This window comes from Phenylobacterium zucineum HLK1 (genome assembly GCF_000017265.1).
GTDB classification, from domain to species: Bacteria; Pseudomonadota; Alphaproteobacteria; order Caulobacterales; family Caulobacteraceae; genus Phenylobacterium; species Phenylobacterium zucineum.
The window spans coordinates 300,866-314,726 of the sequence record NC_011144.1 but is presented as its reverse complement, the minus strand read 5'-3'; the positions used below and the strand labels follow the sequence as shown (position 1 = coordinate 314,726).

Sequence of the window (13,861 nt, the reverse complement as noted above, 5' to 3'; positions counted from 1 at the left end):
GGGCTCACCGCCCCCAGACGACCCCCAGCCACCGGTCGCGGCCGCAGCCCACGCGGTAGCGCTCGTAGGCGGCCGGGTTCTTCTTCGCGTAGTCCTGATGGTAGGCCTCGGCGGGCCAGAATGGCGCGGCGGCGCGGATCTCGGTGGCGACCTTGGCCCGCAGCTCCTTCGCCACCCCCGCCTTCGCCTGCTGGGCGATGCGGCGCTCCTCGGGCGTGGCGACGAACACCGCCGTCCGGTAGCTCGGCCCCTTGTCGCAGATCTGGCCCTTGGGATCGGTCGGGTCGATGTTGTGGAAGAAGTGGTCCACCAGCTGGGCGTAGGAGACCTTGGCCGGATCGTAGGTGACCCGCACGGCCTCCAGGTGGCCGGGGTGGTTGCGGTAGGTGGGCTGGCGCAGGGTCCCGCCCGAATAGCCCGAGACGGCCGAGACGACGCCGGGTTTGGCCTCGAAGAACTTCTCGACCGACCAGAAGCAGCCGCCGGCGAAGACCGCGGTCTTGGTGGCCGCGCCGGCCGGGGCGGCGGCGATGAACGCCGCGGCTCCGGTAAGGAGGAGGATGCGGGGTCTCATGGTCGGCAGGATGCCACTCCCGGAGGCAGGGGTCACGTGAGGTACGCGCCCCGCCGCCTGGCGGATGCAGCCGGCCGCCTGAGCCCCCTACGCGGCGACCGTCTCGGCGACCTCGAACGGGGCCTCGGTCTTGGCCTTCACCTCGTCGAGCGTGACGCCGGGGGCGAGCTCCAGCAGGGTGAGCGGCTTCCGGCCCCGGGCGACGTCGAATACGGCCAGGTCCGTGATGACGAGGTCCACCACGCCGGCGCCGGTCAGCGGCAGCGAGCAGGCCTTCACCAGCTTGGGCGCGCCGGACTTCTCGACGTGCTCCATGACGACGACCACGCGCTTGACGCCGGCCACCAGGTCCATGGCGCCGCCCATCCCCTTCACCATCTTGCCGGGGACCATCCAGTTGGCGAGGTCGCCGTTGGCGGCCACCTGCATCGCGCCCAGGATGGACAGGTCGATGTGGCCGCCGCGGATCATGGCGAAGCTGTCGGCCGAGCTGAAGTAGCTGCTCATCGGCAGCTCGGTGATGGTCTGCTTGCCGGCGTTGATCAGGTCGGGATCGGCCTCGCCCTCGTAGGGGAAGGGGCCCATGCCCAGCATGCCGTTCTCGGACTGCAGGGTCACCTGCATGCCCGCGGGGATGTAGTTGGCGGTCAGCGTCGGGATTCCGATGCCGAGGTTCACGTAGAAGCCGTCGCGCAGTTCCTGGGCGGCGCGGGCGGCGATCTGGTCACGGGTCCAGGCCATGGCCTTACGCCTCCTCGCGCTTGCGGACGGTGAGCTGTTCGATGCGCTTCTCGAACGTCCCCTGAAGAATCCGGTCGACGTAGACGCCCGGCGTGTGGATGTGGTCCTTGTCCAGCGTCCCGGTCTCGACCAGGTGCTCGACCTCCGCGACCGTCACCTTGCCGGCGGTGGCCATCATCGGATTGAAGTTCCGGGCGGTCTTGCGGAACACGAGGTTGCCCTCGTGGTCGCCCTTCCAGGCCTTGACGATGGCGAGGTCGGCGGTGAGGCCCCGCTCCATCACGTAGAGCTCGCCGTCGAACTCGCGGACCTCCTTGCCCTCGGCCACCAGCGTGCCGACCCCGGTCTTCGTGTAGAAGGCCGGGATGCCGGCCCCGCCCGCGCGGATGCGCTCGGCCAGGGTGCCCTGCGGGTTGAACTCCAACTCCAGCTTGCCCGACAGGTACAGCTCGGCGAACAGCTTGTTCTCGCCGACGTAGGAGCTGACCATCTTGCGGATCTGGCCGCCGGCCAGCAGCACGCCGAGGCCGAAGTCGTCCACGCCGCAGTTGTTGGAGATGACGGTCAGGTCCTTCGTCCCCGCCGCGCGGATCGCCGCGATCAGGTTTTCCGGGATGCCGCAGAGGCCGAAGCCCCCCGCCATGATGGTCATGCCGTCGAAGAGCAGGCCAGCCAGCGCCTCGACCGCGTCCTTGCGAACCTTGTCAGCCATGACGCCGCAATACGACGCAAACGTCCGGTTGAGAACCGGGGTCGACCAAAAAATTCATCGATCGATGAACAAAGGCCCCGCTCGGAGCCTGGGACGCAGCCGCCTCGCCGAGGGATCCTACTTCGCCTTGTGCGGAACGCGGCCCGCCTTGCGCTGGGCCAGCGCCTCGGCCGCTTCGGGGTTGAGCGCCTCGCCGCCGCGGCGGGGGACCGAGAACGGCTCGGGCGTCGGGGTCGGCATGTTGCCGCGCATCAGGTAGCGGCCGGCGGCGAGCCCGCCGGTGAGCTGGAGCTGGAAGCGCTCGTTGTCGCGCTCGCGCACGTCCTGGATGATCTCGGCCGCCTCGGCCTCGTCCACGCCCAGGCCGTGCAGGACGTGGCGGCCCATCTTGATGGCGGACTCGAAGGTCTCGCGGATCTGGAAATCGACGCCGGCCTGGACCAGCCGCATGGAGTGGCCGCGGTCGTAGGCGCGGGCGTACACCTTGGCGAGCGGGAACTCGGCCTTGACCAGCTCGACGATCCGATCGGCCGCGTCGGGCTTGTCGACGCATACCAGGATCGCCTCGGCCCGCTCCGCGCCCGAGGCGCGCAGCACGTCCAGGCGGGTGCCGTCGCCGTAGTAGACCTTGAAGCCGAACGATCCGGCCGCGCGGATCATCTCCACGTCGGATTCGATCAGCGAGATCTCGAAGCCCTTGGCCAGCAGCGGCTGGCTGACCACCTGGGCGAAGCGGCCGAAGCCGATCAGCAGGACGCGGCCCTCCAGGCCGTCGGGCGCCTCCACCCCGTCCATGGAGACCTTCGGCGGGGGCATGAGCCGGTTCAGCAGGATCACCACCAGCGGGGTCACCGCCATCGAGAGGATGACGACGGCGCTCATCAGGGCGCCGACCCGAGGCGCCATCACCCCCGCGGCCGTCGCCGCGCCGTAGAGGACGAAGGCGAACTCGCCCCCTTGGGCGAACAGGGCCGCGCGCTGGACCGCCTCGCGCGGCGGGGCGCGGAACAGGCGGGCCACGAGATAGATGCCGGCGGCCTTGGCGACCATGAAGGCGGCCAGGCCCGCGACCACCAGGCCCCACTCGGCGACCACCACCGCGACGTCCAGCGACATGCCGACGCTGAGGAAGAACAGGCCCAGCAGGATGCCGCGGAACGGCTCGATGTCGGCCTCCAGCTGATGGCGGAAGACGCTCTCCGACAGCAGGACGCCGGCCAGGAAGGCGCCCATCGCCATGGAGAGGCCGCCCCACTGCATGAACAGCGCCGTCCCCAGCACCACCAGCAGGGCGGCGGCGGTCATGATCTCCCGCGCGCCCGAGCGGGCCAGCACCCGGAAGAACGGGTTGAGCAGCCACTTGCCGGCGGCCACCACCACGGCGATGCAGCCGGCGGCGACGGCGAGGGCCTGCCAGGCGGGCCGGGCGTCGGCGTCGGCGTAGCCGGACGCGGCGGCCAGGACGGCCACCAGGGCCAGCAGCGGGACGACGGCGATGTCCTCCAGCAGCAGGATCGAGATCGCCCGCTGACCCGCCTCGGTGGCGGTCTCGCCCTGCTCGTCCAGCATCTTCATGATCACCGCGGTGGACGACAGCACGAAGCCGCTGGCGCCGATCACCGCCGCCTGCCACGGCAGGCCCGCCAGCAGCGCGATCCCCGACAGCAGGGCGCAGCAGGCCAGCACCTGGGTCGCGCCCAGGCCGAAGATCTCCTTGCGCAGGCTCCAGAGCCGCGCCGGCCGCATCTCCAGCCCGATCAGGAACAGGAACAGCACCACCCCGAGCTCGGCGAAGTGCAGGATCGCCTCGGGATCGGCGAAGAGCCGCAGGCCGAACGGCCCGATGGCCAGGCCCGCGGCGAGGTAGCCCAGGACCGAGCCCAGGCCGAGCTTGCGGAAGATCGGGACGGCGACCACCGCGGCCGCCAGCAGGGCCACCCCGTGCCCCAGGTCCATGCCCGCCGCCGCGTCCGCCATCGCCGCTCCTGCTCCCCGCCGCGCTATGTGGCGGCTAACGCCCCCGGGAGGCAACACGCGAGCGGGCGAAGGGCTGATCGCCGCGCCCGCTGGAGGCGCGCGGCGGCCGGGTGTAGAGGAGGGCCATGAGCCAAGCCGCCGCCCTGCCCGAGACCATCGAGCCCGTCTCCTACGCCCTGTTCGACCAGGATTTCGAGGCCTTCACCCGCAAGCTGGGCGACAGCTTCCGGCGCTGGGGCTTCGCGGTGATCTGCGACCACGGCCTGCCGCAGGAGAAGGTCGACGCCGCGATCGGCGAGACCAAGGCCTTCTTCGCCCTGCCGGAGGAGACCAAGCTGAAGTACAAGCTGCCGGTGGCCGGCCAGCGCGGCTACACCCCCTTCGGCGTCGAGACCGCGAAGGGCCACCAGCACTACGACCTGAAGGAGTTCTGGCACGTCGGCCGCGACCTGCCGCCCGGCCACCGGTTCCGCAGCCACATGCCCGACAACGTCTGGCCCGACGCCGAGCTGCCGCAGTTCCGCCAGCGCGTGGGCTGGCTGTACGGCGCGCTCGACGCGATGGGGCTGAAGGTGCTGGAGGCGATCGCGACCTACGTCGGCCTCGAGCGGCGGTTCTTCGAGCCGACGGTGGACTTCGGCAACTCGATCCTGCGGCTGCTGCACTATCCGCCGGTGCCCAAGGACGGGCCGCACATCCGGGCCGGCGCCCACGAGGACATCAACGTCATCACCCTGCTGCTGGGCGCCGAGGAGGCGGGGCTGGAGGTGAAGGACCACGACGGCCGCTGGATCCCGATCAACCCGCCGCCGGGCGCCCTCGTCATCAACATCGGCGACATGCTGCAGCGGCTGACCAACCACCGCCTGCCGTCCACGACCCACCGGGTGGTCAACCCGGCGCCCGAGCGCCGTGGCTTTCCGCGCTACTCGACGCCGTTCTTCCTGCACTTCAACTCGGACTACCTGATCCGCACCCTGCCCGGCTGCGTCGACGCCGCCCACCCGGACCGCTACCCCGAACCGATCACGGCCGACGACTACCTCCAGGAACGCCTGCGCGAGATCAAGCTGGCGTAGCTGTTCCTTCTCCCCTTGCGGGAGAAGGCGGCCGGCGGAGCCGGTCGGATGAGGGGTTTCCCGGGCCCCCGACAAATGACGAAGGGGCCGCGCCCGCGGTCCGACCCCTCATTCGTCAGCCTGTGGCCGACACCTTCTCCCACATGGGGAGAAGGATCGCGAATCTACCACCCGCAGTTCTCGCCCTTGTTCTGCTGGACGAGCCAGGTGTTCAGGGGCTTGAAGTAGTCGGCCACGGCGCTCGCGTCGGTGCGGGTCTCGCCGGTGAAGACCTTCAGCGTCTGCGGCCACGGCTGCGACTGGCCCAGCTCCATCATCCGGTTGAACCGCTCGCCCATCTCCTTCTGTCCGTAGACGGAGCAGCGGTGCAGCGGGCCCTTCCAGCCGGCCTGCTGGCAGGCGGCCCGGTGGAACTGGAACTGGTAGATGTGGGCCAGGAAGTAGCGGGTGTACGGCGTGTTGCCGGGCACGTGGTACTTGGCGCCGGGATCGAAGGCGTCGGCCGGCCGCTGCGCCGGCGGCATCAGGCCCTGGTACTGCAGGCGCAGCTTCCACCAGTCGGCGTTGTACTCCTCGGGCGTGGTCTCGCCCGAGAACACCTGCCAGCGCCAGCGGTCGACCAGCAGGCCGAAGGGCAGGAAGGCGATCTTGTCGAGCGCCATCTTGAGCAGGAACGGGATGTCCTCGTCCGCGCCGGGGACCTTCTCCAGCAGGCCGATCTGGTTGAGGTAGGTCGGCGTCGAGGCCGACAGGGCCGCGAAGTCGCCGATGGCCTCGTGGAAGCCGTCATTGGCCCCGTTCCGGAACAGCACCGGCTGATCCTTGTAGGCCCGCTGGTAGTAGTTGTGGCCGAGCTCGTGGTGGACGGTGGAGAAGTCCTCCGCGTTCACCTTGGTGCACATCTTGATGCGGATGTCGTCCTTGTCGTCGAGGTTCCAGGCCGAGGCGTGGCAGACGACCTCTCGGTCGCGCGGACGGGTGATCAGCGAGCGGTTCCAGAACGTCTCCGGCAGCGGCGCGAAGCCGAGCGAGGAATAGAAGTTCTCGCCGGTCTTCACCATCTTGACCGGGTCGTAGCCCTTCTCGACCAGCAGCTTGTTGAGGTCGTAGCTGGAGGTCACGCCCTTCGGCTGGACGATGTCGTAGATGTTGCCCCACTGCTGGGCCCACATGTTGCCCAGGAGGTCGGCGCGGATCGGGCCGGTGCGCGGCTGGACGGCGTCGCCGTACTGGTCGTTGAGCCGGGCCCGCACGTAGCAGTGCAGGTTGCGGTAGAACGGCTCCACCTGCTTCCACAGCCGGTCGGTCTCGGCGGCGAAGGCGTCGGGATCCATGTCGTAGTTGGACCGCCACAGCGCGCCGGTGTCCTTGAAGCCCAGGCTCTTGGCGCCCTCGTTGGAGAGCCCCGCGAAGGTGGCGTAGTCGGCGCGCATCTGCGGCGAGACGGTGCGCCAGCCCTCCCAGACCGCCTTCAGCTCGGCCGGATCGCGGCTGGAGCGCAGCACGTCCTCGGCGTCGTTCAGGGTGATCTGCTTGCCCTTGAACTCGAACTTGCCGGTCGAATAGGTGGAATCGAGCTTGGTCAGCAGGTTCGCCAGCTCCTCGGCCGCGCCGGGGCGGTTGGGGGCCGGCGAGACCAGATAGAGCTTCAGCAGCTTCAGCTTGCGGGCGGTGACCGCGTCCACCGGCACGCCGTCGAAGCGGGCGGCCTCCATGGCGAAGCGGGTCGCCAGTTCGTTCTGCTCGGCCGACGCCTTGGCCTCGAGCCACTGGGTGTCTTCGGTGATGAAGTTGGCCCGCACCCAGGCGGCGCGGGCGGCGAAGGCGTTGGCCTTCTCGATCTGGGCCTCGGCGTTCTCGACGAAGGCCTTGGCCTCGGCCGCCGTCGGCTTCGCCGTCTGGGCGGCCGAAGGTCCGGCGGCCACGAGCACGGCCGCCGCGGCGGCGGCCATAAGCATGGATTTCATGGACGGTTCCTGAGCGTTTTCATCGGCGTTCCCGCCGTTGGGGGCGACACAAGCCGCCCCCGCCCCGCCCGTCAAGCGCGCGGCGGAGCTCAGGCCAGGCGCTCGGCCTCCTCGGGGCCCGACACCGTGACGTTCAAGTCGTTCACAAGTCCGTTGGACAGCGAATAGACCCAGCCGTGGACGCACAGGGGCTGGCCGCGCTTCCAGGCCTCGCGCACGAAGACGTCCGAGGCCACGTTGCGCACCTGGCGGATCACGTTCAGCTCGACCAGCCGGTCCCAGCGGGCGCGGTCGTCGCCGATCGCCTCGAGCTCGCAGCGGTGCTCGCGGTGGACCTCGCGGATCGGGTGCAGCCAGTGGTCGACCAGGCCGCGGCGCTGGCCGTCCACCGCCGCGGCGACGCCGCCGCAGCCGTAGTGGCCGACCACCATGATGTGCTTCACCTTCAGCACGTCGACGGCGAACTGGAGCACGCTGAGGTAGTTGGCGTCCTGCGGCGGGGCCAGGTTGGCCACGTTGCGGTGGACGAACAGCTCGCCCGGGTCGAGGCCGACGATCTCGTTGGCCGGCACCCGGCTGTCGGCGCAGCCGATCCACAGGTACTCGGGCGCCTGCTGGCCCTCGAGGCGCTTGAAGAAGCCGGGGTCGACGGCGACCTTCCCCTGGGCCCAGTTGCGGTTGTTTTCCTTGAGTTCGTCGAGCATCAGGCGGCGTCCGGTTGGCGTTCGGGTCGGGCGGCGGCGAAGGCCGGGTGAACGGCGGCCGCCTCGGCCACAGCGCGGATCGCGGGCCAAGGCTCCATGTCCACGTCGAAGCGGCCGGCGGAATAGACCTGCGGGATGAGGCAGCAGTCGGCCAGGGTCGGCGTCTCGCCGAAGGCGAAGCCGCGCCCGTGGCGGGCGATCATCGGCTCCAGCGCGTCGAAGCCGGCGGCGATCCAGCGGCCGGCCCAGGCGTTGCGGCCCGCCTCGTCCACGCCCAGGCCCGCTAGGGCCTTCAGGACGCGCTGGTTGTTCAGCGGATGGATGTCGCAGGCCACGATCCCGGCCATGGCGCGCACCACGGCGCGGTCGGCGGCCGCCCTGGGCAGCAGCGGCGGCTCGGGATGGGTCTCCTCCAGCCATTCGAGGATGGCCAGGCTCTGGGTCAGCACCAGGGCCTCGTCCACGACGAGGGCCGGCGTCAGGCCCTGGGGGTTGAGCGCCTTGTAAGCCTGCCGGTGCTGGTCGCCGGCCAGCAGGTTCACCGGGACGTAGTCGTAGGACAGGCCCTTCAGGTTCAGGCCGATGCGGACCCGGTAGGGCGCCCCGGCCCGCCAGTAGCTGTGCAGCGAGAGCGCCATCAGACCACCCGGAACTGCAGGGCGCCGACGCCGTCGACCTCGCCCTCGACCCCGTCGCCGCGGACCAGCGGGCCGACGCCCTCGGGCGTGCCGGTGAAGATCAGGTCGCCGGGCGCCAGGGCCCAGAGCTTGGAGGCCTCGGAGACGATCTCGGCGACGTTCCAGATCATGTCGGCGACCGTGGCGTCTTGCCGGGTCTCGCCGTTGACCGAGAGGCGGATGCGGCCCTGCGGCGGGGCGCCGGTCCAGCGGCGGATCGCCGAGACCGGGGCCGACTGGTCGAAGCCCTTGGCGCTGTCCCAGGGCTGGCCCTTGCCCTTGGCGGCGGCCTGCAGGTCGCGGCGGGTCAGGTCGACGCCGACGGCGTAGCCGAAGACGAGATCCAGGGCCTGGGCGGGGCTGACGTCGCGGCCCGCCTTGCCGATGGCGGCCACCAGCTCGATCTCGTGGTGCAGGTTGGACGTGGCCGGCGGATAGGCCGGATCGCCACCGGGCGGGACCACGGCGTCGGCGGGCTTGGAGAAGAAGAACGGCGGGTTGCGGTCGTCGCCGCCCATCTCGGCCCGGTGCGCGGCGTAGTTCTGGCCCACGCAGAGGATCCGCCGGACCGGGAACGCCGCCGCCTCCCCTTCGACCGGGACCGTGGGGACGGGGGCGGGTGCGATCGCGAACTCGGCCATGGCCGCGCATTTAGGCCCCCCGCGCGGCGAAGGGAACCCTACGTAAGGTTAGTCTCGCGCAGGGCCTCCGGCGGCGGTATGGCGGAACCATGAGCGAAACCGAAGCCGCGCGCGGTCCGCTGGCCGGGCTGGTGGTGATCGAAATGGGGACCCTGATCGCCGGTCCCTTCTGCGGGCAGATCCTGGGCGACTTCGGCGCCGAGGTGATCAAGATCGAGGACCCGCGCAAGGGCGACCCCATGCGCCAGTGGGGCCGCAGCCTGCCCAAGGGCCTGTCCCCCTGGTGGCCGGTGATCGGGCGCAACAAGAAGTCGGTCGGCCTCGACCTGCGCACCCCCGAGGGGCAGGAGATCGCCCGCGCCCTGATCGCCGGCGCCGACGTGGTGGTGGAGAACTTCCGCCCCGGCGCGATGGAGAAGTGGGGGCTGTCGTACGAGGCCCTGTCGGCGCAGAACCCCCGGCTGATCATGGCCCGGGTCTCTGGGTTCGGGCAGACCGGCCCCTACGCCCAGCGCGCCGGCTACGGCCTGATCGGCGAGGCCATGGGCGGCCTGCGCTACGTCACCGGCGAGCCCGACCGTCCGCCGGCCCGCGTCGGAATCTCCATCGGCGATTCCCTGGCGGCCATGCACGCGGCCATGGGCGTCCTGATGGCGCTGCACCACCGCGATCGCACCGGACGCGGTCAGGTGATCGACGCGGCCCTCTACGAGAGCGTCCTGGCCGTCATGGAGAACCTGGTCACCGAATACGACCTGACGGGCTATGTGCGCGAGCGGTCCGGCTCGGTCCTGCCCGGCATCGCCCCGTCGAACGCCTACCCCTGCGCGGGCGGCGAGCTGATCCTGATCGGCGGCAACGGCGACACCGTCTTCGCCCGCCTGACCGAGGCCATGGGCCGGCCCGACCTGAGGACCGATCCGCGGTTCGCGGACCACGCCGGCCGCGGAAAACATCAGGCCGAGCTGGACGCCATCATCGCCGAGTGGACCGGCGGCCAGGCCCTGCCCGACCTGCTGGCCTTGCTGGAGGAGAAGGGCGTGCCGGCCAGCCGCATGTTCCGCGCCCCCGACATGCTGGAGGACCCGCAGTACCGCGCCCGCGAGGCCATCGTGGAGACGCCCCACCCGGTGTTCGGCCAGGTGAAGATGCAGAACGTGTTCCCGAAGCTGTCGGACACCCCCGGGCGGGTGCGCTGGCCGGGGCCCGAGCTGGGCCAGCACACCGACGAGGTGCTGGCGGAGCGGGCCGGCTGCACGGCCGAGCGGCTGGCCGAGCTGCGCCGCAAGGGCGTGGTCTGAAAGCGCGAACGGCCCGCGACTGAGCCGCGGACCGCACGTGGGGTCGGGTCGCTTGTTTCCGGGCGATGTCCCGTGGCCGCCGGTCCGGCCCCTGCGACACGCCGCAGGTCCCGATACCGGTGTAAGGCATAGCTGTGGGGGCGCCGAGGCGGCGCCTTGTCTCAGGGCGTCCTGCCGCGCGTCAGGTCGTCGCGAGCAGCTCGGCCACCGCCGCGGCCACCTGGGTGACGTCGTAGGGCTTGCGGATCACCGGGGCCGCGAACCCGCCGGGAGCGCCGCCCGCGTCGCCGTAGCCGGTGGCGAAGACGAAGGGCACCTTGCGCCGCGCCAGGGCCTCCGCCACCGGCATGACCGAGCGTCCGTTGAGGTTGGCGTCGAGGACCGCCGCGTCGATCGGCCGGTCCAGCAGGGCCATCGCCTCCTCCAGCTCGTAGGCCGGCCCCACGACCTCGGCGCCGGCCTCGGACAGACCCGTCTCCAGCTCCAGGGCCAGAAGCACCGCATCCTCGACGATCAGCACCCGCGCGCCCTTCAGGCTCGCCGGCCCGGAGGAGGTGACCACCGTCTCCACCGGGCGCGGGGCGGCGACCTCGGGGACGGTCTCGGGCCGCGGCGCGATCGCCTGGGGACCGGCCCGCAGCCGCGCCCGCACGCCCGCAGGCTCGTACGCCACTGAGGCCTCGCCGTTCAGCTCGCGGCCGGTGACCTGCTCGATCAGCGTCGAGCCGAAGCCGCGGCGGGCCGGCGGCTTGACGCGCGGGCCGCCGGTCTCGGTCCAGGTGAGCTCGAATCCGCCGCCCGGCAGCCGCACCCAGCGGACGTCCACCCGGCCCACGTCGGTCGACAGGGCGCCGAACTTCACCGCGTTGGCCGCCAGTTCGTGCAAGGCCAGCGACAGGGCGTTGGCGGCCCGCGGGGTCAGGAACAGCTCGGGCCCCTCGGCGCTGGTCTGGCCGGGGGCCAGGGCCGACAGGGCGCCGGCCACCAGGTGATCCACCGCCGCCCCGCGCCAGCGCGCCGCCGTCAGCAACTCGTTCGCCGAGGCCATGGCCTTCAGCCGGCCGCCGAAGGTCTGCAGGAAGGCCGGCAGCGAGGTCGTGCGCTTGCCGGTCTGGATCGCCAGAGCCTGGACGGTCGCCAGCACGTTCTTCACCCGATGGTCCAGCTCGGCCATCAGCTCCTGGCGCTGGTCCTCCTCGCGCCGGCGGGCGGTGACGTCCTCGACGACGCCGGTGACGCCCACCGGCCGTCCCGCCGCGTCCCGCTCGACGATCCCGGCCGCGCGCACGCAGATGGCCCGCCCGTCGTCGGGGCGGATCTGGCGGAACTCGGCCTCGAAGCTGTCGTGCCGGGCGAGGTCCTCGGCGCGGCGGCGGCGCAGCGCCTCCAGGTCCTCGGGATGCACGTAGGCGTCCATCGCCTCGCCGCGCCGGGCCTCCATCTCGCCCGCGGGCATGCCGGTGATCGCGGCCATGCGCTCGCTGACCACGAAGACATCGCGGTCCAGGTCCCACTCGAACTCGCCCAGGCCGGCGGCCTGCAAGGCCAGGTCGAGCCGGCGGCGGTCGGGGCTGCGGGCCCGCTCTCGGCGCGTCATGATTCGAAGATAGGCAAACCACACGTTCCGCGCGACCGGTTTCGGCGCAACGCCGGTCCGCCTTTGCGCGGGGCCCGGAAGCGCCTAGGTTAGGGGCCCAAAGCCAAGCTCTCCAAGACCAGCCCCGGAAGGGAGGCGCCCATGCCCGCCAAGGCCCCCGAACCCACGCCCGAAGAGGCCGCCGCCAACGACGTGGCCAAGATCTCCGCCGAGGCCCAGCGCGTCATGACCGACGCGGCCAGACGCATCGAGGCGGCCGTGCAGGAAGGCCTCGAGCAGCTGCGCGCCCAGTCGCGCGTCTACGCCGACGCCGCCGGCCAGCAGATCGAGGAGGCGGGCGAGTACGTCAGCGAGCAGGTCCGCGCCCGCCCGCTGGCCGCCACCGGCCTGGCGCTCGGCGTCGGCGTGGTGATCGGGCTGCTGCTGGCCCAGCAGAGCCGCCGTTGAACCTCGACCGGCTCTTCCGCCTGGCCGCGGCCCTCGCCGCGGTGGCCGCCGCGGCCGTGGCGTGCGTGATCGCCGCCGCCTTCGCGGTCTACGCCCTGGCGCGCATCTGGCTGGGACCGGCGGGCGGGGCGGCGGTGACCGCGGCCGTGTTCGCGGGGATCGCCGTGGGCGTGGCCTGGCTCGCGACCCGCAAGGCCGCTCCCGAGGAGGCGCAGGAGGAGGTCCCGGTCGTCGAGCGCCTGCTGCAGATGGCCAAGGAGCGGCCGCTGATGGCCGCCGGCGCGGCCGCCGCGGTCGTGACCCTGATCGTGCGCAATCCGGCCGTGCTGTCGGCGATCCTCAGCGCGGTGATCGCCGGGAACGCGGCCAAGCCCGACGCCAAGTAGCGGAACATCCGGCGCGGCCGAGGCGTTGCCTTGGCGCAGGCCAAGCTGGGCCTGTGCTGGAGATGTCCCATGCTCGGTTGGGCCCTGACCTTCCTGGTGGTCGCCCTGATCGCCGGCGTGCTCGGCTTCACGACGGTGGCCGGCGCGGCGGTCGAGATCGCCAAGATCCTGTTCGTCGTCTTCCTGGTGCTGTTCCTGGTTTCGATCGTGATGCACTTCGTCCGGGGACGCGGCGCAGGCCCGCTGCCTTAAGGAACCCGCCTAAGGCGCCGCCGCGCGCCGATCGAGCGCCCAGGTCCGGAACGGCTCGTAGCGCGAGCCGGTCCAGGCCAGGGCGGTGACCCGGAAACAGTCCGCCTCCACCTCGACGATGTTGAAGCCGGGCGGCACGCCCCGCTCGCGCACCGACAGCGTGCCCGCGCCCACCGCATAGGTTCGCCCGTCGCCATAGGGGTAGGGCCAGGTGAAGGGCGCATGGATGTGGCCCGAAAGGACGAGGTCCACCTTGGCCCCGGCGAACGCCGCGGCCGCCGCCTCGCCGCCCCAGACCCTCGCCGTCATCGGCCCGCCCAGCATCTCGATCAGCGGATGGTGCACGACCACGATCCGGACGGCGTCGGGCGGCGCCGTATCAAACCAGGCCGCGGCCTCCTCGGCCTGGCGACGCGCGATCTGGCCCTTGGACCAGTTCAGCCGGGGCTGGGCGCCGCGGGCGGTGTTGATGCCGCGCACGGCGACGCCGGGGGCGAGCCAGGTCTGGGCCGGGGCGGCGCCGATCCAGCGCTCGAAGCGGCGGAAGGGGGCGAAGATCCGCTCGGCCCAGGCAAGGTAGGGGGCGTCGTGGTTGCCCGGGGTCACCAGCCGCTGCTCGGGCAGGCCGTCCAGCCAGGCCTTGGCCTGCTCGAACTCCCAGGCCTCGCCGTAGCGGGTGAGGTCCCCCGAGACGACCACGAGGTCGAAGCGCTCGCCGCGCAGCATGTCGGCCGCCGCGGCGACGGCCTCGGGGTTCTCGCCTCCGAAATGGATGTCCGAGAGGTGCGCCAACCGGATGGTCACGG

At 71.6% G+C, this 13,861-nt stretch carries 15 protein-coding genes; 5 read left to right on the top strand and 10 right to left on the bottom strand.

The window, feature by feature from the left end:
• Window positions 1-4: 4 nt before the first annotated feature.
• The 4 genes from msrA to PHZ_RS01750 all read right to left on the bottom strand — a co-directional run bounded on the left by msrA (window position 5) and on the right by PHZ_RS01750 (window position 4,004).
• On the bottom strand, window positions 5-574 hold the full coding sequence (gene msrA, locus PHZ_RS01765; RefSeq protein WP_012520883.1) for a peptide-methionine (S)-S-oxide reductase MsrA: 570 nt from the start codon (window positions 572-574) through the stop codon (window positions 5-7).
• 87 nt (window positions 575-661) lie between these two features.
• Entirely contained in the window at window positions 662-1,315 is a 654-nt protein-coding gene (locus PHZ_RS01760) for a CoA transferase subunit B (RefSeq protein WP_012520882.1), read from the bottom strand.
• 4 nt (window positions 1,316-1,319) lie between these two features.
• A complete protein-coding gene (locus PHZ_RS01755; protein WP_012520881.1) occupies window positions 1,320-2,027 on the bottom strand; it encodes a CoA transferase subunit A in 708 nt (235 codons plus the stop codon).
• A gap of 117 nt (window positions 2,028-2,144) precedes the next feature.
• Window positions 2,145-4,004, bottom strand: coding sequence for a monovalent cation:proton antiporter-2 (CPA2) family protein (locus PHZ_RS01750; RefSeq protein ID WP_012520880.1), 1,860 nt, complete (start codon window positions 4,002-4,004; stop codon window positions 2,145-2,147).
• Window positions 4,005-4,129: 125 nt separating this feature from the next.
• Here PHZ_RS01750 and PHZ_RS01745 point away from each other — a divergent pair, with 125 nt between their 5' ends.
• Window positions 4,130-5,083, top strand: a complete 954-nt coding sequence (locus PHZ_RS01745; RefSeq protein WP_012520879.1) for an isopenicillin N synthase family dioxygenase — start codon at window positions 4,130-4,132, stop codon at window positions 5,081-5,083.
• Window positions 5,084-5,247: 164 nt separating this feature from the next.
• Here the strand turns inward: PHZ_RS01745 and PHZ_RS01740 are convergent, their stop codons facing one another.
• The 4 genes from PHZ_RS01740 to PHZ_RS01725 all read right to left on the bottom strand — a co-directional run bounded on the left by PHZ_RS01740 (window position 5,248) and on the right by PHZ_RS01725 (window position 9,072).
• A complete protein-coding gene (locus PHZ_RS01740) occupies window positions 5,248-7,050 on the bottom strand; it encodes a M2 family metallopeptidase (RefSeq protein WP_012520878.1) in 1,803 nt (600 codons plus the stop codon).
• Between the two features lie 89 nt (window positions 7,051-7,139).
• On the bottom strand, window positions 7,140-7,754 hold the full coding sequence (locus PHZ_RS01735) for a carbonic anhydrase (protein ID WP_012520877.1): 615 nt from the start codon (window positions 7,752-7,754) through the stop codon (window positions 7,140-7,142).
• Complete coding sequence (gene maiA, locus PHZ_RS01730) at window positions 7,754-8,392, bottom strand: maleylacetoacetate isomerase (protein ID WP_012520876.1); 639 nt, start codon at window positions 8,390-8,392, stop codon at window positions 7,754-7,756. Before maiA ends, PHZ_RS01735 begins: the two co-directional genes overlap by 1 nt.
• Window positions 8,392-9,072 carry a fumarylacetoacetate hydrolase family protein gene (locus tag PHZ_RS01725; protein WP_012520875.1) on the bottom strand — a complete coding sequence of 227 codons (681 nt, stop codon included), beginning with the start codon at window positions 9,070-9,072 and terminating at the stop codon, window positions 8,392-8,394. The genes maiA and PHZ_RS01725 overlap by 1 nt, the downstream gene beginning before the upstream one ends.
• Before the next feature lie 89 nt (window positions 9,073-9,161).
• Between PHZ_RS01725 and PHZ_RS01720 the strand changes: the two genes are divergently transcribed.
• Window positions 9,162-10,373: a CaiB/BaiF CoA transferase family protein gene (locus PHZ_RS01720; protein WP_012520874.1), complete on the top strand. Its 1,212-nt coding sequence runs from the start codon at window positions 9,162-9,164 to the stop codon at window positions 10,371-10,373.
• 181 nt (window positions 10,374-10,554) lie between these two features.
• Here PHZ_RS01720 and PHZ_RS01715 read toward each other — a convergent pair whose 3' ends face one another.
• Window positions 10,555-11,970 carry an HWE histidine kinase domain-containing protein gene (locus PHZ_RS01715; RefSeq protein WP_148216761.1) on the bottom strand — a complete coding sequence of 472 codons (1,416 nt, stop codon included), beginning with the start codon at window positions 11,968-11,970 and terminating at the stop codon, window positions 10,555-10,557.
• Window positions 11,971-12,111: 141 nt separating this feature from the next.
• Between PHZ_RS01715 and PHZ_RS01710 the strand changes: the two genes are divergently transcribed.
• The 3 genes from PHZ_RS01710 to PHZ_RS01700 all read left to right on the top strand — a co-directional run bounded on the left by PHZ_RS01710 (window position 12,112) and on the right by PHZ_RS01700 (window position 13,055).
• Window positions 12,112-12,417 carry a glycine zipper domain-containing protein gene (locus PHZ_RS01710; RefSeq protein ID WP_012520872.1) on the top strand — a complete coding sequence of 102 codons (306 nt, stop codon included), beginning with the start codon at window positions 12,112-12,114 and terminating at the stop codon, window positions 12,415-12,417.
• The gene (locus tag PHZ_RS01705) at window positions 12,414-12,803 is read left to right on the top strand and encodes a hypothetical protein (RefSeq protein ID WP_012520871.1); all 390 of its coding nucleotides are present in this window, start codon (window positions 12,414-12,416) and stop codon (window positions 12,801-12,803) included. Before PHZ_RS01710 ends, PHZ_RS01705 begins: the two co-directional genes overlap by 4 nt.
• A 69-nt stretch (window positions 12,804-12,872) precedes the next feature.
• The gene (locus PHZ_RS01700; protein ID WP_012520870.1) at window positions 12,873-13,055 is read left to right on the top strand and encodes a DUF1328 domain-containing protein; all 183 of its coding nucleotides are present in this window, start codon (window positions 12,873-12,875) and stop codon (window positions 13,053-13,055) included.
• 9 nt (window positions 13,056-13,064) lie between these two features.
• Here PHZ_RS01700 and PHZ_RS01695 read toward each other — a convergent pair whose 3' ends face one another.
• Complete coding sequence (locus PHZ_RS01695; protein WP_012520869.1) at window positions 13,065-13,859, bottom strand: metallophosphoesterase family protein; 795 nt, start codon at window positions 13,857-13,859, stop codon at window positions 13,065-13,067.
• Window positions 13,860-13,861 lie beyond the last annotated feature (2 nt).